The 26,364-nt window shown below is 36.4% G+C and carries 29 protein-coding genes and 1 pseudogene; 19 read left to right on the plus strand and 11 right to left on the minus strand.

Annotation, left to right across the window (positions count from 1 at the left end; all coding sequences use genetic code 11):
• Both EHQ47_RS07320 and EHQ47_RS07325 read left to right on the plus strand, forming a co-directional pair.
• A pseudogene (locus tag EHQ47_RS07320) lies at positions 1-242 on the plus strand (hypothetical protein); the annotation flags it as partial.
• 3 nt (positions 243-245) lie between these two features.
• Positions 246-1,166 (plus strand): cyclic nucleotide-binding domain-containing protein, encoded by a 921-nt coding sequence (locus EHQ47_RS07325; RefSeq protein ID WP_135695366.1) that lies wholly within the window; start codon positions 246-248, stop codon positions 1,164-1,166.
• Positions 1,167-1,209: 43 nt separating this feature from the next.
• On the opposite strand, the gene EHQ47_RS07330 is transcribed toward EHQ47_RS07325, so the two are convergent.
• On the minus strand, positions 1,210-2,433 hold the full coding sequence (locus EHQ47_RS07330; RefSeq protein WP_135748913.1) for an MFS transporter: 1,224 nt from the start codon (positions 2,431-2,433) through the stop codon (positions 1,210-1,212).
• An 88-nt stretch (positions 2,434-2,521) separates the two neighbouring features.
• Here EHQ47_RS07330 and EHQ47_RS07335 point away from each other — a divergent pair, with 88 nt between their 5' ends.
• Positions 2,522-3,301, plus strand: a complete 780-nt coding sequence (locus EHQ47_RS07335) for an SDR family NAD(P)-dependent oxidoreductase (protein WP_135748912.1) — start codon at positions 2,522-2,524, stop codon at positions 3,299-3,301.
• Positions 3,302-3,303: 2 nt separating this feature from the next.
• Positions 3,304-4,491, plus strand: coding sequence for a pyridoxal phosphate-dependent aminotransferase (locus EHQ47_RS07340; protein WP_135776891.1), 1,188 nt, complete (start codon positions 3,304-3,306; stop codon positions 4,489-4,491).
• Here the strand turns inward: EHQ47_RS07340 and EHQ47_RS07345 are convergent.
• A complete protein-coding gene (locus tag EHQ47_RS07345) occupies positions 4,479-5,441 on the minus strand; it encodes a patatin-like phospholipase family protein (RefSeq protein ID WP_135776892.1) in 963 nt (320 codons plus the stop codon). The genes EHQ47_RS07340 and EHQ47_RS07345 overlap by 13 nt on opposite strands.
• Positions 5,417-5,704, minus strand: a complete 288-nt coding sequence (locus EHQ47_RS07350) for an LIC_11321 family protein (RefSeq protein WP_244290254.1) — start codon at positions 5,702-5,704, stop codon at positions 5,417-5,419. The genes EHQ47_RS07345 and EHQ47_RS07350 overlap by 25 nt, the downstream gene beginning before the upstream one ends.
• A 170-nt stretch (positions 5,705-5,874) precedes the next feature.
• Between EHQ47_RS07350 and EHQ47_RS07355 the strand changes: the two genes are divergently transcribed.
• Complete coding sequence (locus tag EHQ47_RS07355; RefSeq protein WP_135748908.1) at positions 5,875-6,831, plus strand: YjgN family protein; 957 nt, start codon at positions 5,875-5,877, stop codon at positions 6,829-6,831.
• A gap of 3 nt (positions 6,832-6,834) precedes the next feature.
• Positions 6,835-8,031 (plus strand): M48 family metallopeptidase, encoded by a 1,197-nt coding sequence (locus EHQ47_RS07360; RefSeq protein ID WP_135776893.1) that lies wholly within the window; start codon positions 6,835-6,837, stop codon positions 8,029-8,031.
• On the opposite strand, the gene EHQ47_RS07365 is transcribed toward EHQ47_RS07360, so the two are convergent.
• Positions 7,989-8,909: a GDP-mannose 4,6-dehydratase gene (locus EHQ47_RS07365; protein WP_135748906.1), complete on the minus strand. Its 921-nt coding sequence runs from the start codon at positions 8,907-8,909 to the stop codon at positions 7,989-7,991. The genes EHQ47_RS07360 and EHQ47_RS07365 overlap by 43 nt on opposite strands.
• An 86-nt stretch (positions 8,910-8,995) precedes the next feature.
• Between EHQ47_RS07365 and EHQ47_RS07370 the strand changes: the two genes are divergently transcribed.
• Genes EHQ47_RS07370 through EHQ47_RS07385 form a run of 4 tightly spaced genes read left to right on the plus strand, consistent with a single transcriptional unit; the run spans position 8,996 to position 13,294 of the window.
• A complete protein-coding gene (locus EHQ47_RS07370) occupies positions 8,996-10,012 on the plus strand; it encodes an LIC_10202 family protein (protein ID WP_135776894.1) in 1,017 nt (338 codons plus the stop codon).
• Complete coding sequence (locus EHQ47_RS07375) at positions 10,009-11,076, plus strand: glycosyltransferase (protein ID WP_135748904.1); 1,068 nt, start codon at positions 10,009-10,011, stop codon at positions 11,074-11,076. Before EHQ47_RS07370 ends, EHQ47_RS07375 begins: the two co-directional genes overlap by 4 nt.
• The gene (locus EHQ47_RS07380; RefSeq protein WP_135748903.1) at positions 11,073-12,122 is read left to right on the plus strand and encodes a glycosyltransferase; all 1,050 of its coding nucleotides are present in this window, start codon (positions 11,073-11,075) and stop codon (positions 12,120-12,122) included. Before EHQ47_RS07375 ends, EHQ47_RS07380 begins: the two co-directional genes overlap by 4 nt.
• A 2-nt stretch (positions 12,123-12,124) precedes the next feature.
• Positions 12,125-13,294: a glycosyltransferase family 4 protein gene (locus tag EHQ47_RS07385; RefSeq protein ID WP_135776895.1), complete on the plus strand. Its 1,170-nt coding sequence runs from the start codon at positions 12,125-12,127 to the stop codon at positions 13,292-13,294.
• Here EHQ47_RS07385 and EHQ47_RS07390 read toward each other — a convergent pair.
• From EHQ47_RS07390 to EHQ47_RS07400, 3 genes are read right to left on the minus strand one after another with little or no spacing between them, the layout of a single operon-like run.
• The gene (locus EHQ47_RS07390; protein WP_135776896.1) at positions 13,275-14,087 is read right to left on the minus strand and encodes an inositol monophosphatase family protein; all 813 of its coding nucleotides are present in this window, start codon (positions 14,085-14,087) and stop codon (positions 13,275-13,277) included. The two genes, EHQ47_RS07385 and EHQ47_RS07390, sit on opposite strands and share 20 nt — an antisense overlap.
• Positions 14,087-14,956 carry a magnetosome magnetite crystal formation protein family gene (locus EHQ47_RS07395; protein ID WP_135748900.1) on the minus strand — a complete coding sequence of 290 codons (870 nt, stop codon included), beginning with the start codon at positions 14,954-14,956 and terminating at the stop codon, positions 14,087-14,089. The genes EHQ47_RS07390 and EHQ47_RS07395 overlap by 1 nt, the downstream gene beginning before the upstream one ends.
• A gap of 1 nt (position 14,957) precedes the next feature.
• The gene (locus EHQ47_RS07400) at positions 14,958-16,028 is read right to left on the minus strand and encodes a toxic anion resistance protein (RefSeq protein ID WP_135776897.1); all 1,071 of its coding nucleotides are present in this window, start codon (positions 16,026-16,028) and stop codon (positions 14,958-14,960) included.
• Positions 16,029-16,220: 192 nt separating this feature from the next.
• Here EHQ47_RS07400 and EHQ47_RS07405 point away from each other — a divergent pair, with 192 nt between their 5' ends.
• From EHQ47_RS07405 to EHQ47_RS07420, 4 genes are all read left to right on the plus strand, one after another.
• Positions 16,221-16,838, plus strand: a complete 618-nt coding sequence (locus tag EHQ47_RS07405) for a site-specific integrase (protein WP_135695397.1) — start codon at positions 16,221-16,223, stop codon at positions 16,836-16,838.
• A gap of 55 nt (positions 16,839-16,893) precedes the next feature.
• Positions 16,894-17,232, plus strand: coding sequence for an STAS domain-containing protein (locus EHQ47_RS07410; RefSeq protein WP_002975971.1), 339 nt, complete (start codon positions 16,894-16,896; stop codon positions 17,230-17,232).
• 7 nt (positions 17,233-17,239) lie between these two features.
• Positions 17,240-18,676, plus strand: coding sequence for a dolichyl-phosphate-mannose--protein mannosyltransferase (locus EHQ47_RS07415; RefSeq protein WP_135748898.1), 1,437 nt, complete (start codon positions 17,240-17,242; stop codon positions 18,674-18,676).
• 119 nt (positions 18,677-18,795) lie between these two features.
• Positions 18,796-19,323 carry an SGNH/GDSL hydrolase family protein gene (locus tag EHQ47_RS07420; protein ID WP_135776898.1) on the plus strand — a complete coding sequence of 176 codons (528 nt, stop codon included), beginning with the start codon at positions 18,796-18,798 and terminating at the stop codon, positions 19,321-19,323.
• On the opposite strand, the gene EHQ47_RS07425 is transcribed toward EHQ47_RS07420, so the two are convergent.
• Together EHQ47_RS07425 and EHQ47_RS07430 are read right to left on the minus strand one after the other, a co-directional pair.
• Positions 19,312-20,103 (minus strand): type III pantothenate kinase, encoded by a 792-nt coding sequence (locus tag EHQ47_RS07425; RefSeq protein WP_004784778.1) that lies wholly within the window; start codon positions 20,101-20,103, stop codon positions 19,312-19,314. The genes EHQ47_RS07420 and EHQ47_RS07425 overlap by 12 nt on opposite strands.
• The gene (locus EHQ47_RS07430) at positions 20,104-20,859 is read right to left on the minus strand and encodes a biotin--[acetyl-CoA-carboxylase] ligase (RefSeq protein WP_135776899.1); all 756 of its coding nucleotides are present in this window, start codon (positions 20,857-20,859) and stop codon (positions 20,104-20,106) included.
• Positions 20,860-20,918: 59 nt separating this feature from the next.
• Here EHQ47_RS07430 and EHQ47_RS07435 point away from each other — a divergent pair, with 59 nt between their 5' ends.
• Entirely contained in the window at positions 20,919-21,734 is an 816-nt protein-coding gene (locus EHQ47_RS07435) for an SDR family NAD(P)-dependent oxidoreductase (RefSeq protein WP_135748895.1), read from the plus strand.
• Between the two features lie 12 nt (positions 21,735-21,746).
• Positions 21,747-22,634: a methylenetetrahydrofolate reductase [NAD(P)H] gene (metF, locus tag EHQ47_RS07440; protein WP_135748894.1), complete on the plus strand. Its 888-nt coding sequence runs from the start codon at positions 21,747-21,749 to the stop codon at positions 22,632-22,634.
• On the opposite strand, the gene EHQ47_RS07445 is transcribed toward metF, so the two are convergent.
• Positions 22,599-23,099, minus strand: a complete 501-nt coding sequence (locus tag EHQ47_RS07445) for an MORN repeat-containing protein (RefSeq protein ID WP_208727409.1) — start codon at positions 23,097-23,099, stop codon at positions 22,599-22,601. The two genes, metF and EHQ47_RS07445, sit on opposite strands and share 36 nt — an antisense overlap.
• 84 nt (positions 23,100-23,183) lie before the next feature.
• Here EHQ47_RS07445 and EHQ47_RS07450 point away from each other — a divergent pair, with 84 nt between their 5' ends.
• Genes EHQ47_RS07450 through EHQ47_RS07460 form a run of 3 tightly spaced genes read left to right on the plus strand, consistent with a single transcriptional unit; the run spans position 23,184 to position 25,758 of the window.
• A complete protein-coding gene (locus EHQ47_RS07450) occupies positions 23,184-23,543 on the plus strand; it encodes a response regulator transcription factor (RefSeq protein WP_135695411.1) in 360 nt (119 codons plus the stop codon).
• 2 nt (positions 23,544-23,545) lie between these two features.
• On the plus strand, positions 23,546-24,151 hold the full coding sequence (locus tag EHQ47_RS07455; RefSeq protein WP_135748892.1) for a chemotaxis protein CheX: 606 nt from the start codon (positions 23,546-23,548) through the stop codon (positions 24,149-24,151).
• A complete protein-coding gene (locus EHQ47_RS07460) occupies positions 24,148-25,758 on the plus strand; it encodes an ATP-binding protein (RefSeq protein ID WP_135748891.1) in 1,611 nt (536 codons plus the stop codon). Before EHQ47_RS07455 ends, EHQ47_RS07460 begins: the two co-directional genes overlap by 4 nt.
• Before the next feature lie 25 nt (positions 25,759-25,783).
• Here the strand turns inward: EHQ47_RS07460 and EHQ47_RS07465 are convergent, their stop codons facing one another.
• The gene (locus EHQ47_RS07465) at positions 25,784-26,362 is read right to left on the minus strand and encodes a hypothetical protein (protein WP_135748890.1); all 579 of its coding nucleotides are present in this window, start codon (positions 26,360-26,362) and stop codon (positions 25,784-25,786) included.
• Positions 26,363-26,364: the final 2 nt, after the last annotated feature.

A 26,364-nucleotide genomic window follows, 5' to 3' on the forward strand; every position in this document is an offset into this window, starting at 1 on the left:
GTAGATTTTCTCCCCAAGACTTTAATTTTGGATGTCCACTGGCAACCAGCGCATCCAGGGTTTCTGAAAATATTTCTAAAATTCAAGAAATATTGATCCAAATCAAAACGGAAGTTCCAAACCAATCTCAGTACAATCGTTTTTACTGTCCTATGGTAGATAAATCTTGGTTAATGACGGGAAGAGAAGTTAAAAATCCCTATGCTCCCGAAATGAGAGACTGCGGAGAATTATTACAATAGTTTATGCCAAAGTGTTTTCTAGGTACATCTTTATATGAAGCCTGCCCTCCAAGTTGCAGGCATTCATTCGCTAAACAAGACGTAGATGAAGATTGTATTGCCAAAAATAAATTAGAAGCATTTTTACAGGATAGAGTAACCTTTAAAATTGGATTTTCTGCATTTTCACAAATTCCGGCAAAAACCCTAGAAAAATTCATTTGGACATCAAAAGACAATTTAGAATTAATTTCCTATTTTCTGTATATTGGTGAACCAACACTTGTTCGTGAAATCATCGAATCTTTTTCTAACCACACATTAAGTTATCTTTTTAAGTGTGATTTTGAAAATTATATGAACATTCGAGAATCCATCAAAAGAGAAAAATCCGTAAAACATATGTTTGATATTCGAAGTTTCAAATATTGGACATTTGTTAGTTATTTGAGGATCTGTGATTTAATTCAATATTTTGTTCGTTATCTCAAAGAACCAGAGTATGCTTGCCAGTTTATCGTGATTTTACCTTCGGAAATAGTTTCCAACCTGAACAAATATACTGGTTTGGATTTTGAAGAAGAAAAAACTTTATACAATGCTTTGGGTGATTCCATCTACGAATTGCCATTACAATCGCCTAAAATTTATGAACATATGATGCAATTGTTTGCAGATGATCCAGAAGTTTCAATTATCCTTTCCACAATGGAAGGTCTCATTGAAAGACAACAGTTGATTTTGGAAACCACGGACAAACTAATCAACTTCATTGGAGAACACCGAATTGATAAAAACTTCCAATTTATTTTTTCTGAAATGGCAGGAATGGAAATTGGTACCGCTTCCGAAATTTTAAACCAATTGTTAGAAAGAAAAATGATCACTCCATCTCAAAAACAAATGATTATCGATTTTCTTAACACTGGAAAATTAGAATTATAGAATAAACTAACCTTCGCTAGTTTATTCTATATCTTTGAAATCTTTAACCTGCAATTTTTATTTTTTTTGCTAAATAAACGCTAAACAACAAACTAAATACAGAAATCATTCCCACCAGTTCATAATTCACAAGTTGGTTGTCAGCTGATTGCACCAAAATAAGTCCTGCAATGTATGAAGCGGCTCCTGACGAAATTTGTTGGATGGCAGAATTCACAGACATAAAACTCCCACGAATCCTTGGTTCAACTGCAGAAGTAATCATAGCAAATGCAGGAACCATCCTTCCCGAAACCAAAATCATAAATAAAGTTGTGACTGTGAGCACTACAGGCAATGAAGTTTTTGTTAGAGTCACAACAATCACAATAGGAATAACGGCAATGATGGAAATGATTTGGTAAATTTTTAGTTTTCCGTATCTGTCTGAGAGTTTTCCAATAAATCGGCTTGTAAAAAAAGTAAAAAGTCCTCCAAAAAAATAAATATAAGGAAGCTCACTTACCGCTAAACCAACGTTAGAAACTAAAAATGGGCTAAGGAAAGGGATAACCGTAAATCCACCAAACATCAAAAACACCATAAAAATGAATGGGGCCATATGGTCTTTTTTCACAATTACTTGTTTTAAAGATTTTAACTGCGATTGTTTTGGGTGAACATCAGAATCCAAATGATAACGAATGGATGGTAGTACCTTATAACCGATAGGCAAAATTAAAAATCCAGCAATCGCCAAAGATAGGAAAGGGAAATGCCATCCAAACTTATTGGCCAAAGATAAACCAATCGGAATTCCAATCACAGATGCGACAGAAAAAGAACTCATCACAACACCTGTGGCAGTTCCTCTTCTGAATACTGGAATGATATCTCCAATGATGGAAAGAACAGTGGCTCCAATCATTCCCCCAAATCCGCCGGCGACAACTCTTGCAAAAAGTAAAAATCCATAGTTAGGGGCAAACGCACAAAGTAATGTCCCAAAAGAAAACCCAAAGAACAAAACAAGAAGGCTCATTTTGCGATCATAAGAATCTAAAAATAAAGCACCGATGAGTCCAAAAACTCCAGCACTGATGGAATAAGAAGAAACAAGCAAACCAAATGCCGCCGAATTAATTTTGAAACTCTCCATAAAAACTGGTCCGAGTGGCATCATGATGACAAAATCAAGTATGTGTAAAAATTGGAGGGCAGCTAGGATAAAGATGATGGCTCTTTCTTTTTGGATGGTATGAAGCGGATGGGTAAGAGGTTGGCTCATAAAACTAATATTGACCAGGCATTCAAAATTTCCAAAACTATTTAGTTTCGAATTGCCAACTTTTGCATTCAGTCATAAAATTCCATCTATGAAATACGCGTTAATTACAGGTGCTTCCACTGGACTGGGAAAGGATTTTGCTTTGGCTTTAGCGGAAAAGGGTTACACCCCCGTTTTAGTTGCAAGGAGTGCTGATCGACTGAAAGCATTGGCTACAGAAATCAAAACCAAATTCGGCTTACAAAGTGTCGTCATAGCCCAAGATTTGGCCAAACCCAAATCGGCAGAGGTTCTATACAAAGCGGTTAAAAAACTAAAATTGTCGATTCATTGTTTGGTGAACAACGCCGGTTTTGGTCTGAACGGAGAATTCCATAAAAATTCTTTTGAAAGTGAATCCCAATTGATCCAATTGAATGTCACAACACTCGCAGAACTTTGCCATTTCTTTTTGCAAGATATGGTAGCAGCAAAAGATGGATACATTCTGAATGTTGCCTCCACTGCGGCTTACCAACCGGGTCCACTGATGTCGAATTACTATGCATCAAAAGCTTATGTTCTTTCACTCAGTGAAGGACTTGCTGAAGAAGTAAGGGATTATGGTGTTACAGTTACTTGTTTTTGCCCAGGACCAACTCAGACTGAATTTTTTGAAAGAGCAAATATGACCAAAATCAATTTAGTAAAGTCATCCTTTCTCATTATGAAATCTAGAGAAGTGGTTGATATTGGACTCGATGCTTTATTCAGTAAAAAAGTGATCAAAATTCCTGGTTTCGCTAATTTTCTATTGGCACAGTCGGTTCGGTTCTCACCAAGATTTCTCGTTCGTAAAATTGCAAAATATTTGCACCAAGCAGGGTAAATTTGGCCGAATTTTCATTTTCAAACAGATTTCATTTGTTAGGTGATTTGGATACAGAAAACCAAATCTATCAAACAAAACAAATTCTCGAAAACTCTGGAAATGAAATCTTAGATCTCACCAATTCCAATCCTACCAAACTAGGGTTGGAATTTCCTCCTTCTGCTTTATCTCATATATTCTCTAATTTGGATAGTAGCCTATATGAACCCATTGCAGAAGGATTGGAATCAACAAGACAATCCATTGTTTCCGAATATGAAAAAAGAGGGATCCCGATCCAAACATCGGATCTAATTCTGACAGCTAGCACTTCAGAGGCATATTCGTATTGTTTTAAACTTTTTACAAATCCCGGGGATGAAATCCTCACGCCAAACCCTGGTTATCCTCTGTTTAGTTTTTTAATTGGCCTTGAAAATCTAAAAGAAGTACACTACCCCCTCAAAGAAGAAAAAGAAACAGGAACCTGGACTTATTCTGCCGAAGCTATTGCCAACTGTATTAGTACAAAAACAAAACTCATAGTCCTTGTGAGTCCGGCAAATCCCACAGGATCTCGAACGACTGCAAAGTTCTGGAAAGAGTGGGAGGAATTAGGAATTCAAATTCCTGTTTTAGTGGATGAGGTTTTTGTGGGTTATGAATTTTCCGGGGAACCACACCAAATTCCTTTATCACCAAAATTTCCACTTTTGGTATGCAATGGTTTATCCAAAATGTTAGCTCTGCCAGGACTCAAACTTGGTTGGATCCTAATCAAAAGTCCAGAACCCTCTCGATCTCAAATTTATAAAAAAATAGGATTTATTGCTGATACTTATCTTTCCGTCAACTCCCCAGTCCAACTTGCCACACCGGAACTCATCCCCTGGAAAACAATGGTGCAAAATCGTATTCGAACAAGAATTATGCGAAACTTGAACAATTGTATTTCTTTTGCAGAAGAATGTTCCAAAGTTCTAAATTCACCAGGTTTTGAAGCCGGTTGGTATTTTTTATTTGAATTTGATTTAGAAAAGAAGGATGAAGATTTTGTTTTAGAGATTTTGTCTCAAACAAAGGTATTTTTTCATCCTGGTTCTTGGTATGGACTTTCGCATAATCGTTGTTTTCTTATCGTTAGTCTAATTTCCGATGAAGAAACATTACAACGTGGGTTAGAAACTCTTCAGGTTTATCTCAAATAATCAATGATGGCTGTTTTTTGGGCCAAGGCGTCAGCCTTTCCTAATTCGAAAGTTTCTCTGACACCTTTTGGATTGGTATAATCAAAAGAAGTAATCGGCAAAGGTTTTGATGGGGTAATCAAATAAGATTTTGCCAATAGTTCTGGGTCTTTGCCTACGATGGTATTTTGTTCATAGTGAATGCCAATGATTTTTGCGTTAGGCGAAAAAGTTTCAATGACCATATTATTTGTTAGTCCCCCATCCAAATAATATTCATCATCCACGGATTGAAAGTCGACGATAGGGGGAATGGATGAAGAGTTCATAATGAATTGTTCTATGGTTTCGGGATTTACAAAGTCTTTCTCGGTAAAATCAACGTCTTCCATATTCCATTTTTTGATCATCTCAGCTGTTCGATTTGCCGGGATACCTTCTGACCGGTCCCGATCATCCAAAATAAAAGCTCGACCCGTTTCCGAAATCAATCGCGCCAATCGAAATTTATTTTTTAAAGAATCTTCTTTCGGATGTGCTTTTACCGAATGGATCCACACTTTTGCACCGGATTCTAGAACTTTATCAAACTTCATTCCAAACCGAATGGTTCGGCGATACATATCCTCATGAGGAAAAGTGGATTCTCCTCGTAAAAGATTAGAAAAATGGAAATTCCTTGAGTTTCGTTTTGTGATTTCCTCAAAGTATTCAACCGATTCTTCTTCTGTTTGGGAAAGAATACACAAGGCCATGGCGGCACCAGCGGATACACCCGATACTTCTGTGAATCTTACTCCCCATTCACGAAGGGTTTTCCCCACTCCCAAAGCATAAAATGCCTTACAACCACCACCAGCGATGGCAAGAGAAGCATCATAAGATGGAAAAATTTTAACTAGTGTTTGTAATACTTGTTCTCTAACGCCCATACGATCGACAAATTCTAATCCCCTTCCCAACGAAAGCATAGAGTATTATTCTCACCTAAAAATCTGTCAAAATATAAACTTGCACGACAATCATCTTCTGTCGCAAGAAAGAAATCATAACCACCAGCTGGGTATTTGATTTTACAACATCCCTTTTTGTCTTTTCGTTCGGGTGGTTGGCGAACCGATTTATCTTGGCCTTTCAAATCTCCAAGAGTGGGAGGTAATTCCTGTCTCGAATCAGCAAAACTTTCAGAAACAATCATAACACAGAAAAAAAGATAGATCAGAATCGTTCGCATTCTGTAAAAATAGACTTGGTTAATGGTACACAAGTTCGGCGATTCCTAAAAAAGTCATGAATTAGGTTCAATCGTACGAAATGTATTTCTTATGGATAGGAAATATTTTTCTTTACCCATTTGTTTGCTCTTTTTATACTCTCCCCACTAAACATCCTTTGGGGACACCAATGAATAACACAAGACTACAATACCACGCTACGGGAGGACAGCTCTTCGTAATTTTACTGAAGAATATGTTTCTGACCGTTGTAACTTTGGGGATCTATAGCTTTTGGGCAAGAACCAATATACAAAAATTCATGGCAGAAAATTTAGAATGGGCAGGAGAACGTTTTTCCTTCCACGGAACAGGAAAAGAAAGGTTCATTGGTTTCCTTAAAGCCTTAGGAATTTTCATCGTTCTGTACATTGGAATTTATATCATTCAAACCATCCTCAACTACATTCCCATCCCTTATTTCGGAATGATTGTAGGTTATCTCTTGACACTTGGAGTTTTTCTTGCTCTTGTCCCTATCATTGTCGTGGGTGGAAGAAAGTATTTAACTTCTCGCACGGGTTACCGTAACCTTCGATTTGGCTTCGATGGAAAAATTTTAGAAGTCGCAAAAATCTATGGTAAAGGAATTCTTTTAACAATTGTTACGTTAGGGATTTACTACCCATGGTTCTTTGCGGAAAAAGAAGCCTACATCCAAAGCAAAACAAGATACGGAAATACAAACTTCGGATTTTCAGCGGAAGGTAAGGAAATCTTTTTTTTGTATTTAAAGGGTTTTCTCTTGAGCATTGTGACTTTCGGAATTTACTATTCCTGGTTTTTAGCCGACATCCAAAACTATATTTGGAACAGAACAAGCTTTCAGGGAAAAAAATTCAGTTCTGACATCACTGGTGGAAAAATTTTCGTAAATTTTATCATCGCCTATTTAATCATCCTATTTACCTTAGGGATAGGATTTGCATGGGCTGTAGTTCGTTTGACCAAACTCTTCCTTGAGTCGGTAAGTTTGGAAGCTGAAGTTGATTTCTCAACTATTTCTGCACAAACAGATACAACAGCAAATGCGACTGCGGAGGGATTGGAAGCACTAGCCGAAGCACTGGAAGGCTTCCTTTCATAAACATTGTTTCAAAATCAAACATTCACATCCCGATATTTTAACGGAGTATCAGCAGTCCCTGAGGAAGGGACTGTTTTGATTCACGGCCAAACCATTGATTTTTCATCTGCAGACACAGCCCACAAGCTAAACGTATCTCAATTTACTGAATTTGCACTAACGCATAAAGGTTGTAAGTTGGTTTTGCGTCCCGATGAAATTCGAGAAAGTCCAGTATTAGAAATCATTTGCCCAAAAGACGACGCAAAAAAGTTGGAATCACTTTGGATCCAATCAAAGAAAAACCAAAGCCACTCTCATGCGTTTTTTTATTCCATTAGAGAGATGAACCCAATAGTACTCGGGATTCTATCGATTGCCATCGTAGCCTTGATTGGCTTTTTTTATTTTAAAGGTTTGGAACTGGTGGTCAACCTGATTCCTATCTCTATGGACAAGTCACTGGGAGAATCAGTACAACTGAAGATGGATGCCCAGTTTCAAGAATGTAATACAAAAGCTACCGACAAGTTCTTTGCCGAAGCATTAAAAAAAATCGTACCAAAAAATAGTCCGCACCAATTCAAGGTCTCAGTGATTGGATCAACCATCCCCAATGCCTTTGCACTTTCCAATGGAAGAATTTATTTTTTTTCTGGATTGTTAAACGATGCTAAATCGCAAGAAGAAGTCATCGGAGTTCTAGCACATGAAGTAGCTCATGTGGAAAAAAGACACCATATGCGAAATCTTGTAAAGGCTGGTGGAACATCGCTTGCCATCTCTTTAGTGGTTGGACCTGGTTTAGGAAATATGGAATTTCTGGAAACATTTACAGAAATTGGCTCCACAATTCTGGTACTAAAGTTTTCAAGAGATTTCGAAACAGAAGCAGACATAACTTCTATTGAATACCTCAAAAACCAAAACCTTTCCCCATCTGGTCTCCTAACATTCTTTAAGCGAATGTCAGAACTTGAAAAAGAAATTACGAAGTCAGAAAAAAATCCACCGGATGCAAATGCCAAGGATGACCAAGTGGTTACATCGTCCATTACGGATTTTTTAAGTACACATCCAGCAACAGATGAAAGAATGAAAACTTTGGAAAAATTGATTCAATCAGGAAAAAAAGGTTCCGTCAAAAAAATAGTTTCTGACCAAACCTGGAAAGAAATTCAATCGGTTTGTTTTGATTTTAAAAAATCCGATTCTAAATGATTGTAAATTTGGCGGAGAGTTTCGCTTAAGCTATGTTTGTTTTTCCAGCCAAGTGATTTTAGTTTAGAATTATCTCCATAAACTTTGGATGTTTCGGATGCTCTCACGCGCCCGGCATCCACTTCAAATTTGATTTCATGACCTGAAATTTTTACTAACTCTTCTACCATATAACGAATACTTCGTTCTTCCCCAGAGCAGATATTGTAAATTTCACCCGATTCCCCTTTTTCTATTAATGTCAGATACCCACTAATGATATCTTCCACATGAGAAAAATCACGAGTCGGTGCCAAATCGCCGACAGAAATCGATGATTTTCCAAAGTGTTTCGCTTCAATGATTTGAGAACAAAAATTAGGGATGACAAACTCTTTACGTTGCCCAATTCCAATATGGTTGAAAGGACGAGCAATGACAATGGAAACGAAGGGACTATATGCAGAATACTGACGACAATAGGATTCGGCTGCTAATTTACTTCCTGCATAAGGATTGACTGGATTAGGCAAAAGAGATTCTTTCAACGGTAGAAGAGATAGGTTTTGTTTTCCGTAAACATCAGCTGAAGAAACATACAACATTTTGCATGGTCTTTGCATCCGATGTAAAATTTCGATTAAATTCAGAGTACCACCCACGTTGATTTCTTCGGTCTCCCAAGGATTTTCGATGGCAATCGGAACAAAGGCTTGGGCAGCCAAATGGATGAGGATATCTGGTTGAACCTCTTTTAAATTTTTTGCAACAACCTCTCGGTCACGAATATCACCTTGAAAACAATGGATTTGGTATTCACCAAGCGATTCTAGAGCAGGAAGGAGGTAACTACCGACAAATCCAGTGGCTCCGGTGACTAAAGTTTGTTTTTTTTTCATAGAAAAGGGAAATTTCCGATTCGGCTCTAAGATTTAGTTGCCATTCTTCCAATTTTTCAAATCCTCTCAACAAAAGAAAGAAAACTGTGGAAGACAAAAAGAAATTCAATCCATCCCCCTTTGTCGAAGTCCGAGATCCACAGTTGAATGTATCGGAATTGGTCCAAAAAATCGAATCCAAAATCCCATTGGATCCTGGACAAACTCCAAATTGGAAAGAACTCACAAAGATCAGTTACAAGCCGGAATCCCCACAAGGGTTTCGCAAATTTGATCCGGCAGGAACAGCCCATTTATTCGAAAAAGGGATTTCCAGCCCCAAGTTTTCCAATCCCAAATTTTGGTTTATTAAAGGACCTATTAAATATATCGTTAATCGCCTAATATCTGTTTACGGACTCATCGACAAAAAACTATCTGAAAATAGAATTCGTGCTTTTTTTTCAGTTCTCCATGAATTAGTTCGATTAGGTAGACGAATCGAACAAATTGAAAATCGGTTTGATGGATTTTACCGTGATCATCTCCTAAATGATTCTTCTGAAGAGTTGCCTAACTTTGGTTGGGCGGTCAATTCTTACTTTATCGATGCCGGTTCCAACTCAACTTGGAAAGTTGCATTAGAAGATATTTCAAAGACAAAGGGAATTACCGTTTTATTTCCAGAGTGGGGAGATATTTTAAAACAACTTTCCATTTTGAAAGTTCCTTTTCAATGTTTCACATCTCATGAAAGTGAATTTCAATTCATCCAAAGTAGAATTACAGCAACAGTCCAGTTAGAAAAAAAACTTTTTCCCCTTAACCAAATTCTGAAAAAAACGGACGTATTGGTTTACTTACCTTTAAATCGATTTCCATCGTTTTGGATTGAAAAAATTTTTGCAGAAATATCAAATTCTTTATCTAGCGGAAACCATTTGTATTTTTCCGTTTCAACAAAACCAAGTGAAACCAATCGACCCTTCCGAGATCTTCAAGTTTCAGAAATTGACTTAGATCGTTTGCCGAGTTACTTAGAAACTCTCGGCTTCAATCAAGTCCGAGATCTTTCCACAACGGAAGATACAAAAGTATACAAGTATACAAAATTTGATAAATGAATGTTTTTCAACATTTAGATGAACTGAAGGATTCAGATGGAGTTGGAAATGATGCAATTGGACTTGCAGAAGTATTTGCCTCACTTGGATACAAATCACATTTCATTACCAGATTACCAAGAAAGGGAAAACCATTAAACAGCCAATTTCATCTTGTAAACTCTTTTGATTTTCCAACAAGCGAAGAAGATATTCATATTTTACACTATGGTGGGGCAGGTTATCCGTATTTTCTTTTTCAAAACTTACCCGGACGGAAAATATTAAGATTTCACAATATAACTCCCGCTAGTTTTTATAAAAATACAACTACTCCTGAAATTCATTCAGCAATGGAAAAATTTGAATCTCTTTCGTATTTAGAAATCGCAAGTTTGTCCATCTTTTGTGATTCGATTTGGTGTGATTCCGAATTTAACTTCCAAACAATTTCAGGATATCAATTCAAAAATCCTTACATCATCCCTATTTGCAAATTATATGAAACGAATTCTAATTTAGATACAGGGATAAAAAACCATTCTTTGGTTTTTGTAGGACGTTATTCTCCACAAAAAAAATGGGAAGACCTGATCGAACTTTTTTCATATTGGGTCGAGGAATTTCCAGATGCCCAGTGTTTGTGTTTGGGTTCTGTGATTGGTGCTTTTGATGGATACTTTGATAAGCTAACAAATATTGTGCGAATTAAAAAATTAGAAGGAAAAGTTCTTTTTTTAACAGGCAAGTCTGACCTAGAAGTAATCTCAATCCTCAAGGAATCAGCTGCTTTTGTTTCGATGAGCGAACATGAAGGTTTTTGTTTGCCAATTTTAGAAGCCTTTGGTTGCGGAATCCCAGTTTTTGCTTATTCAGCTGGCGCTATTCCGGGGACAATGAAAGGTGCTGGTTTTCTTTTTCAAACGAAAGATTACCATTCTCTTCTGCTAAAACTAAAAGAGAATTTATACCAAACAGACAAATTACATTCTTTGATTGAAAATCAATACAAAACATTGAAATTTTATAACCAATTTCCATTCCAAGAAGTGATTGATAACATTCTTAAATCAGGTATCCAATGAATATACATCAATTTTCCGCAGGATTCCAGTTAGGTGATGCAATTTCCCAGGAAATGTTGGAGATCAAACGATTACTATCCAAAGAAGGATATAATGGAAAAATATTTGCTGAAAACGTATTTTCACATGATCGAAAATATGCAGAAAAACTAACCAAAGCGAACATCAAACCAGATGATGCTCTGGTATACCACCATTCCATTCATAGTGAAGCTTTAGAATTTATCTTAAAATTCCCAAACCGAAAAATTCTGATTTATCACAATGTAACTCCTGAAGATTTTTTTACAGGTTATGATCTTAAATTTTCTTATTTGCTACGCAAAGGTAGAGAGGATTTAGAAATGATTCGTGATATCTTTCATCATTCATTTGCCGTATCAAACTTTAACTTGTTAGAACTCCAAGAACTTGGATTTAAAAATGCAAGATTACTTCCTCTGCACTTGAACTTTCAAAAATGGAAAGATGTTCCTAGAGATCTTAAATTAAAAACATTTGCCTACCCTTCCTTTTTATTCGTAGGCCGCATTGCTCCAAACAAAAGACAGGATGATTTGATTCGGTTTGCAAGAACTTGGAAATCAAAAATGGGAAATCAGTTTTCTATGCGAATGTTAGGTTTTTGTAATCCAAACCAACAATCTTATTTAGATGAATTGAATTTTATGATTCACCATTTGGATCTTTCTGAAGAAGTAAAAATTATCTCTTATGTAGATGAAACTATGTTAAAGAAAATCTACTCTGAAAGTAATATGTTTTTGTCTATGAGCGAACACGAAGGATTTTGTGTCCCACTAATGGAAGCAATGTATTTCCATTTACCAGTGGTTGCCTTTGCAGCAGGAGCAATTCCTGAAACATTAGATCATTCAGGAATTCTTTTTGATTCTAAAGATTTTGATTCACTAGTTCCTTTAGTTGATTCTGTGTTCCAAAATTCGGAATTCCGAAATTCAATCATTGGTGCTCAAAATATTAGATTGGATGATTATTTACAATCTACAAGTATTCTCCCCATTCTCGAAGTTGTGAGAAACTAAAAGTGGCAAAAATTTTAATCATCACTGCACGATTTTTGGAACAAGCTTCGGGGGGAGCCGAAAAATTAGCTTACGATTATGCATCCATTTTATCTGAATTTAATGATGTAACAGTTTGTACATCTTCTGCTAAAGATTATGTAAGTTGGAAAAACGAATTTCCCAAAGGGGATCAAATTGAAAATTCGATTCGTGTGAAACGTTTTCCTGTCACACAAACACGAAACATAAAAAAAATGAACCATCTATTAAACCAATGTTTAGAAAAAGGTGATTCTGTTTCAGAAAAAGAACAATGGGAATTTCTAAAAGAACAAGGACCTTATTGCCCAGACTTAGTCAAATATGTAGCCAAAGAACAAAAATCATATGACCTAGCCATTTTAATAGGATACCTTTATTATCCGGTTGTGGCAAGTATTCCTAATTTAGAAATACCTTTTGTCATTGTTCCTACCTTCCATGATGAACCTCCATTCCGCCTTCCTATCTATCGAAAAACATATTCAAATCATTATTTTTATAGTTTTAATGCACCAGAAGAATTGTCAGTTTACGAAAGTTATTCAAAACAAAAACTTAGTTCTTATTTTTTGATTGGAACGTATCTTGTTGATCGTTTTGAAAAACAAAAATCAAAAATTTCTAATTCTACTCAATTGATTACCATCGGTCGTATTGAACCGGCAAAAGGATATCCTGACCTTTTTCATTATTTTGAAAATTGGAAACTTTATTCCAACAGAACAGATGTAAGTATAAAATGTTTAGGTTCCATCTCCTCTTTGGAAATACCAAAAGACCCTTTGATCACATTTACAGGATTCGTAAGTGAAGAGGAAAAAATTTCTGAAATTCAAAAATCCTTTCTTTTATTAAATCCATCTGCTTTTGAGAGTTTTTCGATATCCATAATGGAGGCTTGGATTCAGGAAAAACCTGTTTTGGTCAACGCCAACTCATCTGTAATGCGAGGACATTGTTTAAGAAGTCAAGGTGGGTTGTATTATTCGGATTCTCTTTCATTCCAACGAACCTTGGATTTTCTTTTGGAAAACCGTGACTTGGCCTACAGATTGGGCAGGAATGGAAGAGAATATGTTTTGAAAAATTTTACCCAAGATGTGATTCGTATCAAACTAAACCAGATGGTTAGTATACTACTCGGTTGATCTGCCCTTCAAATTCAGCTAACAAATATTCATGCACAAGACCGTTCGAAGCAAGTAAACTTGGAATCAAAATTGAAAAATCATTTCCATCCATAGAAGTAATTTTTCCATTTGCTTCTAAGACAATTAATCCTGCAGCTGCCATATCCCAAGGTTTTAATCCAAGTTCATAATAACCTTCAAATTTCCCTTCAGCTAACCAGCATAAATCGAGAGTGGCCGCACCAGTTCTACGGATTCCACGAGATTTTTGCAAAATGGATTTATAGTATTGCATAAGTGTATCTAAAGACAAGTTCCTATCGTAAGGAAATCCTGTTACAAAAAGAGAGTCTTTCAAAGAACCTGTTTTGGATACTTGGATTGGAGTTTTTTCTCTGAAAGCTCCTTGTCCTTTGATTGCATGGTAATAGGTATTTAGTTCAGGAAAAAAAACCATTCCAATGACGGGAGTCATTGATTCTGTTTCCACAACTCCAACAGATATTCCATACAATGGCAAACCATGAGTGTAATTTGTGGTTCCGTCCAATGGATCCACAACCCATGTATAACCAGATTTACCATCAATCTTTCCACGTTCTTCCGATAAAATTCCATCCAGAGGAAAGTTTTTTTGAATTTCATCCAGAATCATAGACTCGGCTTTTAAATCTGCTTCTGTGACGAGATTGTACAGACCCTTTTCATCAACCTTCAGTCCAGACTCTTTGTGTTTTTGGACCAAAAAATCGGCAACTTCTGGAAGGAAGTTTAAAAAATGATAAGATCTATCAAGTAATTCAGATTGCATCAATACCCACCAAATTCGATGTTTTTCTTCATTGCGGTGATCTCAACATCTAAATTTAGGGTCTCATCTGCCTTCAGTTTATTTCTTACTTGCTCCGTCGTTTTGATGACTTCGCTTAGTAGAGAACTTAATTCAGTTTTTCGTTTTTCTGATTCTGGTGAATTAACTTCTGAACTCAATTGATTGTATTGGTTTAAAATTTTGAAAACGGTTTCAGGAAAGTAATTCAAAAATTGTTTGGCTTTTCGAAAGGAAAGTGGATCTTCCGCAAGTTTTACACGCAAATCAGAAAGAGAATGTAAATATTCATTACATAGTCCTTGTAGATTAAGATCCTTAAGTAACTTGGACTCCTTTTCCGTTGTGATTCGAAATCCATCCAACTTTTCCATTTGTGATTTGTAATCGCTAAACTCTACTTTATCTTCAAATTTTTTCTTAAGTTCATTCCAGTTTTCTTTTGTTTGGTTGGATGAAAAAAGAAATGGAAAAAAACTAAATGGATAATGGTGCGCTTTCCCAATGGTGGTCCGATAAATGGCAATTCCTAAAAAAACAACATGAATGAAAGCCATCAAGACGTATGAAAACACAAGCAACACTCGATCATTGCTAAACTTTGTACCAAATCCAAAAAAACCAAGAGACAACAATGCTTGCAAATAAATTGCTTCTAACGATTGCTTTGCGGAATAAGAAGACTTATTTCTAGAAAGCCAAAGAACAAAAGGATAAACCATTGCACCAAGTGATGAGATAAAAAAAGGAAAAGGCAATAAAGCCATAGGATAAGTTAAAATTGTTGAAAGATGGGCACGTCTGGCCCATTTCCTTTCTTCTTGATTTTGTTCCAATTGTACTTCTGACATTCTATTTTGATTCCAACAGTTTTTGTTTGATTTCAGACTCAATTTTGATCATTTCTTGTTCTGCAGATTTTCGTTTTTGGCGTCCATCTTCTTGAATTTTTAAAGTTTCTGTAATGGTTTCGATTAACTTTTGATTCACTGATTTTAATGTATCAATTTCAATGATTCCTTTTTCCGACTCTCTCGCAATTTCTACCGTTCCCGACTTCAACATTTCAGCATTTTTTTGGATTAAATCGTTTGTTGTTTTGGAAACTTCTTTTTGTGCTTCCAAAGCTTTCCTTTGGCGTAACAAACCCAATGCGATCACGATTTGATTTTTCCAAAGAGGGATAGTATTTAAAATTGAACTTTGAATTTTTTCAACAAGGACTTGGTTCCCATTCTGAATGAGTCGAATCTGAGGTCCTGTTTGTAACGAAAGGATTCGAGTGAGTTTGAGATCATGGATTTTTTTCTCAAATCGGTCCACCATTTGTACCATATCTTGGTACTGCTGCGAAGCTAAAGTGTCTCCTTGGGCTTTTGCCTTTTCTAACATTTCGGGAAGGATTTTGTCTCGTAGTTCTTTTACCTTTTGGTCACCAGCAGCAATGTACACTTGGATTTCTTTAAAATATTCCAAATTTTTCTCATATAACGCCTGCAATAATGTTATGTCCTTTGTTAGGTTCGTGCGTGCAGTGTGTAACTCATCCACTATTTTTTCAATTTGGGACTGTAGATCTTCAAATTTTGCCAAAAACTTTCTGGAAGCATCAAAAAGACCACCTATGAGTGGAATCTTCGATAATGTCCCACCCTGACCTGCAAAACTATCCAAATTTAAATCTTTGATTTTGAATAATAAATTGTTTAATAGTTCGCCGGCATAACCCGAATCTTTGGTCTTAATTTCAGATAAAACCTTATCCGCAAATTCAGAAACCTTCGCCTGAGCCGGGGCTCCGTAGGAAACTACATCGTTTGGACTATTGAGTTTGATTTGTCCAGTCAGCTCCTCCACCTTTTGTAAATCTTCCTTTGTCAGTTGGAGTTCCGGGTCATTCGTTTTCAGTTCCAAAGAGTCCATTGAGTTTCTGTCCTTTATCGTTTCTCATAAAGATAGGATCGTTTTTTGAATATGAATCAAGCAGAAAACACGAAGGTGCGAAAACATGAACTAGTAAATTTATTTCTCTGAAAATTTGAGCCAAAACCGAGGTTTGGTGACAATTTGATTGCATGGATTGTTATAACTGTTACATTCCTGCGAGAAAAAAATATGCTAAATAAAGATTTGAAATTACCTGCCCTCCTCCCACAAGTTCTGACTGTTGATGTGACAACACTTGACAACCGTTTGATTGACCAATCCGAAGTACGAACATTATTGTTGCGACTCCGTTATCGAAATTACCATCATTACTTAATCATTAAGTTTTTGGTATGTACTGGCCTTTCACTCCCCGAGCTCATCCATCTTAAAATATCTGACTTCAATGCCGAACGCACCATCTTTAAATTAAAGAACGGTGGTCGTTTGCAAAGAAGAAAGATCTTCCTTGAACCTAATTTGGCTTTGGAACTTTATCGTTACTCGTCTGAATTTTCTCCTACAGATTATCTATTCCCTGGCCGTTATGGAAAGTTACGCACGAGAACAGTTCAGAAAATTCTTAAGAATGCAAGTAACCTCATTTCACGAGAAATCCACATACCCTTCCTTCGTGATGTGATCGCATTAGATCTTTTCAAAAAAGGTTTTCCTGTTTGGGAAATCCAAGAGTTTTTGGGACATAGAACCACTCGATCCACCAAGCAAAGAATATTATTGCACATTCCGGTCGAAGAACGAACAGATCCGCGACTTTTTAACCGAAACAAAAACCAAGCAGCGTAAAAATTTCTTGAACCTTTGGTGTTTTCAGAGATTCTAGTCACCAAGTAGGCTCGCCTTGGAAATAAAGACCAAAAAAATCGGAAAGCACACACTCGTTCACCTTAACGGTCGTTTGGACATTACCCATTCGGATGAAGTGGAGGCCAAATTGGCCGACGACGTGCAAAACGGCGAGGGAGATATTATCATCAACCTAGAGCTTATCTCCTATATCTCTTCTTCTGGAATTCGTATCTTTGTTGGGATGGTTCGAGAATTGGACAAACAAGGAAGAAAGTTAAAACTCTGTTGCATCACACCTCCTGTCAAAAAGGTATTCGATGTAGTAGAGCTTCTGGACTTGTTCGAAGTTTTTGAAACGGAACAAGAAGCCGTTAATTCCCTTTCTAAATAAAATCCACGTGGCTTACGCCTCGTTTTTCATTATCTCCGCACTTTTTTTCTTCCAGGTTTGGATCAACCTGGATATCTTCCCGGTTGTTTGGCCTGATGAAGTTTTGTTTTTTTCACCTTCCCTCTCATTTGCAACCGAAGGACATCTACAGACCAATGTTTTAAATGGACTAATCCCCGGTATGGAATCCAAAACTTTATGGATGCCTCCCTTATATTTTCTTTTCTCTGGCCTCACACTCACTGTTTTTCCTGACTCACTCACAACAGTTCGCATTGCAAATGCCTTCATCGTTTATCTTACTGGTTTAGGTTTTTATATTCTTTTGCGAAGACAATCCGTCTCGGAGTTTGCAAGCCAAATTGCTTTGGCCAGTTTGTTGTGGGAACCTTTACTTTTCCGTTTTGGAACAGCAGCAAGAATGGAAGGTCTTACTGCATTTTTCTTTATCCTGAGTCTACTTTTTGCAACTAACAAAAGATTTACGAATTTATGGTCTCCCTTGTTCGCTGGAATTGCACTTTCCTTATCTTCATTATCACATCCAATCGGTGCATCCTTTGGATTAGTAACTTTATTTTTGGTATGGAGGAACTTTGGAATCAGATCTTTTCCTTGGTTCATTCTCGGAGGAATCCTCCCTATCCTATGTTGGTTGTATTACATTCATCCCAATTGGGATTGGTTTGAAATCCAATTTGGAGCTCAACTCACACGCAAAAGAAATTTACTGCAAACATTCACCCTGATTGACAAACTAAAAGTTTTTTCTTTTGGATTTGGATTTTCCAAAGTCCGTTTGTTTGTAATCGCAATTCAACTTACATCTTTAGTCTTTGTAGCCTATCGATCACTCAAAGAATTCAAAACACTGAATCAAAAGTGGATTGTATTTTGGATTTGGATTTTTTCAGTTCTTTTGTCTTTATATACTTCATCAGAAGGATGGTATGTTTTTCATATTTTGTTCCCACTCGCATTTGGGATGGCTTTGTTATGCGACACAAAAGGATTTTATTCAAAGATTGCTTTTTTCGGAATCATATTATCTCTTTCCAGCTTACTTTATACAAATCACATCCATTGGTTTCGAACTGAATCCAAACAAATTCTTGAATCCCACTTCCAACATTTGGAAATGAGTTTAAAAAATTCTAAATTTGTTTATTTGCAAGCACTTCCCGATCCGTATTTTGACTTACGAAAAAAAAGACCCGATTTGAATATTTTGGAATTTATTCCAGGAGAACTAGACATTCCTTCCGAGGCGTACATCAAAACCATCCAATCCAGAGATAGTTTTGTATTTTATGATGACCAACTCATCAACCATGTGATCAAAGATATTTTAAAAAAATCCGCATGGAATCGAGAGGAATGGGAAATTCCTGTTCCAAGTAATCATTGGTTACACTATAAAACCATTGTGTACACAAAAAAATGAATGAGCGGTTTTTATTCAGAACTGTATTGGTTCCAATCTTCAGTTTTCTTTTTTGTATCGGTTGTTACCATTCTAATCATCCAACAAATCATTATTTATCTCTTTTAGGAGGACTATCTTTGGAGAAACGCATAACAATTGTTGGAGACTCTCTAGGGCAGTGGTCTGATGGTTTTGGATTAAGAACAAAACTACCGCAAGAGTTCAAAATCACCGATATTTCAGTTGCTGGTTACACAACAGAAGACTGGTTACAAAATCGAAACAGAATGACTGAAATTCCAACTGATCTTTGGATCATAGAATTGGGAACCAACGATGCAATGGTCTATGGAACTAGTGGTTTTGAATCGAGAACCTTAGAATTGATTTCTATTTTGCAATCCTCACCAATTACAAAGATCCTTTTGACAACCATTCCGTTAACCAATATGACTTCTATTCGGGAAATCATTCGTTCAAACAACCAAATCCTTCGACAACTGAAAGTTACAAAACCAAATGTCGATTTTGTAGAAATCGAATTGTTATTTGAATCGAATTCTGCAGAAATCCCATTGTATCCGATTTCTGATCCCATTCACCCCAATCAATTGGGGTATGAACTCATGGGAGAAGCATACCGCAAAAAAATATTAGGAATTTAAATCTGCGAGGATTTTGAGACCCTTTAGAGTCATCATTGGATCAATTTCATCAAACACTTGGTTATGCGAAGCATGTATTGTGGTAACAAGACCACCAGTTCCAACTACCACATAATCACCAGGATGTTCTTCTTTAATCGCTCTTACAATTTCTTTCAATAGTCCAATCCAACCAAAGAAAAATCCAGCCTGAATAGATTCTACGGTAGATTCACCTAATACGCGTTTGGGAGATCCAAAAACGATAGGAGGAAGTTGGGCCGTGTTACGCGTTAATGCGTCCATAGAAATTTTTAAACCGGGAGCAATAACTCCACCAACATATTCTGGTTTTTCGCTAATGACACAAAAGGTAGTAGCAGTTCCCAAATCCACGAGGATTGCTTTTTTTCCGGGATAGGTTTTGGCACAATATGCTGCGTTTACCAATCGGTCAGCACCAATTTCAAAGGGGCGCGGATAACTAATGCCAAAGTTAAGTTTCATTTGGTAATGAACACGTAGTGGATTTACATTAAACCAATCCTCTAACATTCGTTCTACGATTGGATTCAAAGAAGGAACTACACTAGAATAAATAGCCATTTTCACTCGATCAGCTTTTACATTCTCTTGTGTTAAAAATCCCTTCAAAAAAAGGCCAAGTTCATCGGAAGTTCGATCCCTTCGAGTTACCGTTCTCTTATGAAAATCAGGAGTGTCCTCACCTTCACGAAAAACTCCAAATACAGTGTTTGTATTTCCTACATCGATTACTAATAATAATGGTGATTCTGACATTTATATAATCCGAAAATTTGGTGAAGTGTCCATAAGTTCAATCTTTTCGCCGGTTTCCGTCATAATGAGAAGGAATCCTAATTCATCAATTCCCAAAACACGGCCACGAACCATTCTGGATTGCCATTCGGTTTCAATGACTTTGTGTTTTAATAAGGAATGATCTTCGATCCAAACCAAATCCTTTAAAATTTGTCCTTGGTCGAGTAAGGAAATCACTGCTTGATTGATGTCTACAATCAACTGATTGACAAATCTTTCTAAAATACCTTCCCCCAATGGTTCGTCACATAAAAAAGTAGCCTTCTCTTTCAAAGTTTCAGGAATACTCCTTCCAAAAAAATTGAGTCCAATTCCAATCACCACTTCAAAAATTCCATTTGTGAATTCGGATTGAACTAAAATTCCTGCTACTTTTTTATCTCCGCGATAGATATCGTTAGGCCACTTGACGGTTGTATCTTGTTCTCGTTCTGGAAAAAAATGATAGGTAGTTTTTAAAACAGCAGAGGATATGAATATGGATAACAAAGGAAGAGAAATTTCCGCAGCAGAAATTCTAATTTTCCCGGAAAATATCAAAGGATCTTCACCTAACGATTGCCAAACATTCTGTCCGCGGCCTTTCCCCGCAGTTTGTTCTTCAGCAATCACCCATGAACCAAAAGGAATTTTTTCATCACGAATCCACTCGTTGGTGGAAGTGACGGTAGGAAGCCTATGACCCAATTCTGATTTTAACAATCTATATTCCATGCGTCTATTTCTCTTTCGATTCGGATTGACGAAAGTAAAAAATCTATTAGATTGAAAGTATGAAACTATCTGGAAATACAGTACTTGTCACTGGTTGTGGTATGGGAATCGGAGCCTTAACAGCAGAACGATTGGCCAAAGAAGGAAATGATATTATAGGTGTAGATATCAAACTACCAATCCTAAAAGAAATCCAAACCAAAGTGGAATCACTTGGTAGAAAATTTTATGGCTTTGCTTGCGACCTTTCCAAAGAATCAGAGATAGAATCTCTAATCAAACAAATCCAAAAGAAAAAACTGACCTTCCAAATTTTAGTCAATAATGCCGGAATCGCTCCCAGCGGATATTACGAAGGAAAGGATTTTTCCGTTTGGAGTAAGGCAATTCAAATCAATGTGGCCGGACCCATGAAGTTGGTTTATCTTTCTCTTCCTATCCTGCGAGAACAAAAGGAAGCGACAATTATCAATTTGGCAAGTATAGCCGGAAAATTTGGTACGGAAGGAACTGTAACCTATTCAGCAACGAAACATGCAATGGTTGGTTTTTCCCAAGCTTTAAAAATGGAGCTTTATGATACCCAAATCGGTGTTAGCTGGATTTGTCCAACAATGGTCAATACCAGAATGATCGACGGAGTCAAACCTTCTCTTTTCACCCCAGTGATTGAACCTTTTCAGGTTGCAGATGCCATTGTCAAAGCGATCCAAAAAAATCCTGGTGAAGTTTTGGTTCCTTCTTATTTGCGGGCCTCCATTGTCATCCTACCCGCCTTATTTCCCAAATTTTCCCTCTGGTTGGCGGTCAAAACAAAAGCATCAAAAGGTTGGCTATTAGCAAACAAGGGACTTGAGAAAAATATTCCTGTTTAGAGGATAGGTTTTATGCATATTTCTCAGATCCTCGGTAAAAAACAAACAACCATCAGCTTCGAATTTTTTCCCCCAAAGAATGCGGAAGCTTCCGAGGATTTGTTCCGAAACATCCAAGAATTGTCCCAAATGAACCCAGCATATGTAAGTGTCACTTATGGAGCTGGGGGATCGACAAGAGATCTGACTCATGACCTTGTGGTCAAACTACAGGAAGAAACTGGACTAACGATTGTTAGTCATCTTACTTGTGTTGGTTCAACAAAAGATGAAATTCGAGAAATTCTGAAACGATATCAAAAAAGTGGAATCCATAACATCATGGCACTACGTGGTGATCCACCAAAGGGCCAAACGGAATTTCACAAAACGGAAAATGGATTTGAATTTGCTGGTGAATTGGTTGGGTTTATCAAAAAAGAATTTCCAGAGATGGGAGTTGGAGTTGCTGGTTTTCCAGAAGGCCATCCCTCTACGCCCAATCGTTTAAAAGAAATCGAATATTTGAAATGGAAAGTGGACCAAGGTGTAGATTATATTTGTACCCAGTTATTTTTTAATAATAACGATTTTTATGATTTTGTAGAACGTTGTGAAATTGCCGGAATCAAAGTTCCTATCATCGCTGGGATTATGCCTATCACTTCTCGAAAAGGAATGGCTCGAATGGCAGAATTGTCACTTGGAACCAACTTCCCTGCTAAATTATTAAAATCTCTTTCTCGTGCAGAAGATGATGTGTATGCAGAAAATGTTGGCATTCATTGGGCCACTGAACAAGTACGGGATTTATTGGATCACAAAATTGCTGGCATCCATATGTATACGCTTAACAAGTCCAAGGCGACAAGAAGAATTTACGAATCACTCGGGATTAGAAATTTCGACAGCATTGGTTGAAGACGTCGGAGTCGGTGAGATACTTATCCACCGACTATCTTTCCAAATTCCATCCAACACCAAATTCCCTTTTGCATTTACGATCCTCGATTGACCTTGTAGTTCGTTATTCTCCCAATTTCCTTCTAACAGTAAACCATCAGAGAAAAGATATTTGCCGAATCCATGTCGTTTGCCTTTTTTATAGGTACCAATAAATTTGTCACCATTCGCATAACGATAAATACCTTTTCCTTCTTTATAACCAAACTGGTATTCACCTTCAAAAATATCTCCATTAGAATATTGATAAATTCCTGAACCATGTTTGATATCTTCAAAGAATTCACCTTCAAAACGATCGCCGTTTTCATATTGAACCAGAAATTTTCCATTCCTGCAATTTTCCCCTTCGCAGATTTTTTGGTTCGACTTGCAGAGGCAGAAAAGGGATAAAAATAATAATAATAAATATTTGGGACGCATGAATGGCTGGGAGATGGATTTTTTTCCGTCAATTAGTAAGTATAAGTCTCAAGTAAAAACTAGTTCGGAATTAAGGCAATACATATGTCACAAAAAAAAGCACTGATCGTAGACGATAGTACTGTTACTCGTTTAATGATCAGAAAGATTATTTTAGACAAATACCCAGAATGGGAGATTTTGGAGGCAAGTTCTGCAGACGATGCCAAGACTTTGTTGTCCGAAAACCAAGACATCGACTTTTTCACGTTGGATCAAAACATGCCTGGGATCTTGTCCGGTTTGGATTTAGCTGAAGAACTCAAAAAAAATTATAACGATACAAAAATCATTTTAATCACTGCAAACATTCAAGATGCGATCAGAAATAGAGCAAAATCCATTGGAATCGAATTTGTAGAAAAACCCGTTACTGCTGAAAAGATTATCCCACATCTGGACTAAATATGAATTTTCTAACTGAAATAGAACGAGATTCTTTGTGTGAATTATTCAATATTAGTTTGGGTGGGGCTGCAAAGTTAATGAGCGAAATGATCTCGGATGAGATTTTATTAACGGTCCCAAGTTTAAAACTCATTAGCACAGAAGAAGCCAAAAATATTGAATACCTAGCGAACCAAGAAGTCTGCACCATAGAACAAAAGTTTATTGGTGGAATCGGAGAAGGATCGGCATTTCTTTTATTTCATAAAAGTGCAAGTTTGGAAATTGTCAAAATGATGATGAAAGACTATGTTGCACTCAATGAAGTTTCGCAGTTTGAAAAAGATGCGCTAAGTGAAATCGGCAATATTATCTTAAATGCTATCTTATCAAATTTGGCAAAAATGTCCGATTATAAAATTGAAACTCATATTCCGGAATTTTTTGCCGGCAAGTATGAAGATCTCCTTCTAAGAAGAAATCCCAAAAAAGACAACTCAATCCTTTTGGTTTTTATCGATTATAAACTAAGTGGTAAGGATATCAAAGGATATATATTTTTCATTCTTAATTTCGAAAGTATCAAAAACCTTTCTAGAGTACTCATAGAAAAGTTGAAACAGTGAATACTCTTAGTGAAAAACACTTACTAACAATTATTAAAAAGTCCGGAATTGGAATCCTTATTCTGGATCAAAATCTTAATATCGTTTTAGTCAATAGTTGGTTTCTTAAGAACTCTGGATTGAAAGAAGTTGATTTAGAAAATTCTCCTTTTTTAAAAATTTTTCCTGAACTCAAAAATACACGAACATATAAATCTATTGAACTTTGTTTGGAATATTCTCAATACTCCATTTTAACGCATACTTTAAATCCATTTCCGTTTCCTCTTTATGATAATGAAAAAAAAAGAGAATCTGAAGAACGTATTTATCAGTATTTACATATCATTCCTATTTCTATTGAAAATGAGACGGATCATTTTTGTATGATCCAAATTTCAGATGTTTCTCAACAAGTAGTCCGTGAAAAACTTTTACGAGAACAAATGAATTTGGCAAACCTAAGGGAAATCGAAGCACAAAAAGCATCACAAGCAAAAACAGATTTTTTAGCTTCAATGAGCCATGAAATTCGAACCCCACTCAATGCAATCCTAGGTATGACTGATACCTTAAACGAAACAGAGTTAACAGAAGAGCAACAAGAATATCTAACAGTACTTCGAAACTCAGGAAAGGCTCTCTTTAATATTATCAATGACATTTTAGATTTATCACGAATTGAATCAGGAAAATTGGAAATGGAACATATCCATTTTTCGATACGTGATCTAATGAGTGAAACAATCTCTTTATTCTATATGAAAGCAAAAGCAAAGGGTATCGAAATATCATTTCATGTAGAAGAAGAAATTTCCGAGAGTATTGCAGGAGATTCCACCCGATTACAACAAGTGCTAATCAATTTACTAGGCAATGCAATGAAATTTACGGAAAAGGGAAAAATTACCGTAGAGTGTCTGTTAAGCGAAAATAAAAAGAATCTAAAAATTTCTGTAGAAGACACTGGGATTGGCATTCCGACTGAAAAATTGACATCCATTTTCGAAAGTTTCACTCAAGTGGACAGTTCAACAACAAGGAAATATGGGGGAACCGGGCTTGGTTTAACAATAACCAAAAAGTTAATTCAGCTCATGGGTGGGGATATTTATGTTATCAGTAAAGTGTCTGTAGGATCAAAATTTATTTTCGAAATTCCGTATGAAGGTTTTATCAAACGTATTTCAGGAATCCACCAACATTGGCTCAATTTAGAACTCCCTGAACCAGAAAACTTTCCTGTGTGTAAAATTCTTTTAGCAGAAGACTCCGAAGAAAACGTTTTTATCATCAAAACTTTTTTTCGCAAATATCCGATCGAAATTATTACCGCATACAATGGGAAGGTGGCATTAGAAAAATTCAAATCGGAAAAGTTTGATATTGTTTTGATGGATATGCAAATGCCAGAAATGGATGGATTGGAAGCTACTAGAGAAATTAGAAAAATCGAACTCGCCAATCAAGTTAGAGCAAGTGATTCCGTACCAATTATTGCAATTTCTGCAAACGTTCAAAAGGATGATATAAGCAAAAGTTTTTTAGCAGGAATCACTTCCTACTTATCCAAACCTGTAAGAAAACAAGAGATATTGAAACTAATGTATTTTTACCTCGTTATGTAACCAATTTATATTTGTTATACGAAAGTTACTTTAAACTTTTTTCAACTGCCGTATCAGGATAAGCTTCCAATACATTTGGTTCCGACAGAATTCCATTTGCCTTTTCCAAAGATACAAATCCAGGTTCCGTTTGAAAACTAACCAAACGTGGCGAAAACTTGTTTTGAATTTGAACTCCATGTTTTTTGGCAATTCGTTCCAGAGTTTCTTGTGATTGGTCACTCGAAAATGTTACAATCAAAATTCCGGGCAAAACAATATGAGGTCCCATACCAACGGCTGTTGAATAAACTTCCGTAACTTTTGTTGTCGTTGTCGACTTAGATGATTTAGCAAATAACTCTTTTCCAGTAGGTCGCACATTCCAACCTGTTTTAATCCCTTTTTTTCCCTGTAAGTTTTGTTGGTTGTCTTGTGCTTGTTTTTGGTCAACGAACTCAGCTACAACATTTGGATTTCTATAGAATGTTTTAGTAATACCGCCTTCCACAAAGGTAATTGAATTAGGTGGATCTTTTGGATCTGCTTCCAAAGGAAACAAAAAGAATCCTAAACCTAAAATTACTAAATAAATAAGAACGATCTTTTTGAATTTCTGATTCATTG

Source organism: Leptospira bourretii, assembly GCF_004770145.1.
Classification (GTDB): domain Bacteria; phylum Spirochaetota; class Leptospiria; order Leptospirales; family Leptospiraceae; genus Leptospira_A; species Leptospira_A bourretii.

Excerpts from the sequence above, each read along its gene's own strand:
- EHQ47_RS07325 (WP_135695366.1), top strand. The coding sequence starts at position 246 with ATGCCAAAGTGTTTTCTAGGTACATCTTTATATGAAGCCTGCCCTCCA.
- EHQ47_RS07330 (WP_135748913.1), bottom strand. The coding sequence starts at position 2,433 with ATGAGCCAACCTCTTACCCATCCGCTTCATACCATCCAAAAAGAAAGA.
- EHQ47_RS07335 (WP_135748912.1), top strand. The coding sequence starts at position 2,522 with ATGAAATACGCGTTAATTACAGGTGCTTCCACTGGACTGGGAAAGGAT.
- EHQ47_RS07345 (WP_135776892.1), bottom strand. The coding sequence starts at position 5,441 with ATGCTTTCGTTGGGAAGGGGATTAGAATTTGTCGATCGTATGGGCGTT.
- EHQ47_RS07350 (WP_244290254.1), bottom strand. The coding sequence starts at position 5,704 with ATGCGAACGATTCTGATCTATCTTTTTTTCTGTGTTATGATTGTTTCT.
- EHQ47_RS07355 (WP_135748908.1), top strand. The coding sequence starts at position 5,875 with ATGAATAACACAAGACTACAATACCACGCTACGGGAGGACAGCTCTTC.
- EHQ47_RS07365 (WP_135748906.1), bottom strand. The coding sequence starts at position 8,909 with ATGAAAAAAAAACAAACTTTAGTCACCGGAGCCACTGGATTTGTCGGT.
- EHQ47_RS07375 (WP_135748904.1), top strand. The coding sequence starts at position 10,009 with ATGAATGTTTTTCAACATTTAGATGAACTGAAGGATTCAGATGGAGTT.
- EHQ47_RS07380 (WP_135748903.1), top strand. The coding sequence starts at position 11,073 with ATGAATATACATCAATTTTCCGCAGGATTCCAGTTAGGTGATGCAATT.
- EHQ47_RS07390 (WP_135776896.1), bottom strand. The coding sequence starts at position 14,087 with ATGCAATCTGAATTACTTGATAGATCTTATCATTTTTTAAACTTCCTT.
- EHQ47_RS07395 (WP_135748900.1), bottom strand. The coding sequence starts at position 14,956 with ATGTCAGAAGTACAATTGGAACAAAATCAAGAAGAAAGGAAATGGGCC.
- EHQ47_RS07400 (WP_135776897.1), bottom strand. The coding sequence starts at position 16,028 with ATGGACTCTTTGGAACTGAAAACGAATGACCCGGAACTCCAACTGACA.
- EHQ47_RS07405 (WP_135695397.1), top strand. The coding sequence starts at position 16,221 with ATGCTAAATAAAGATTTGAAATTACCTGCCCTCCTCCCACAAGTTCTG.
- EHQ47_RS07425 (WP_004784778.1), bottom strand. The coding sequence starts at position 20,103 with ATGTCAGAATCACCATTATTATTAGTAATCGATGTAGGAAATACAAAC.
- EHQ47_RS07430 (WP_135776899.1), bottom strand. The coding sequence starts at position 20,859 with ATGGAATATAGATTGTTAAAATCAGAATTGGGTCATAGGCTTCCTACC.
- EHQ47_RS07435 (WP_135748895.1), top strand. The coding sequence starts at position 20,919 with ATGAAACTATCTGGAAATACAGTACTTGTCACTGGTTGTGGTATGGGA.
- metF (WP_135748894.1), top strand. The coding sequence starts at position 21,747 with ATGCATATTTCTCAGATCCTCGGTAAAAAACAAACAACCATCAGCTTC.
- EHQ47_RS07445 (WP_208727409.1), bottom strand. The coding sequence starts at position 23,099 with ATGCGTCCCAAATATTTATTATTATTATTTTTATCCCTTTTCTGCCTC.
- EHQ47_RS07450 (WP_135695411.1), top strand. The coding sequence starts at position 23,184 with ATGTCACAAAAAAAAGCACTGATCGTAGACGATAGTACTGTTACTCGT.
- EHQ47_RS07455 (WP_135748892.1), top strand. The coding sequence starts at position 23,546 with ATGAATTTTCTAACTGAAATAGAACGAGATTCTTTGTGTGAATTATTC.
- EHQ47_RS07465 (WP_135748890.1), bottom strand. The coding sequence starts at position 26,362 with ATGAATCAGAAATTCAAAAAGATCGTTCTTATTTATTTAGTAATTTTA.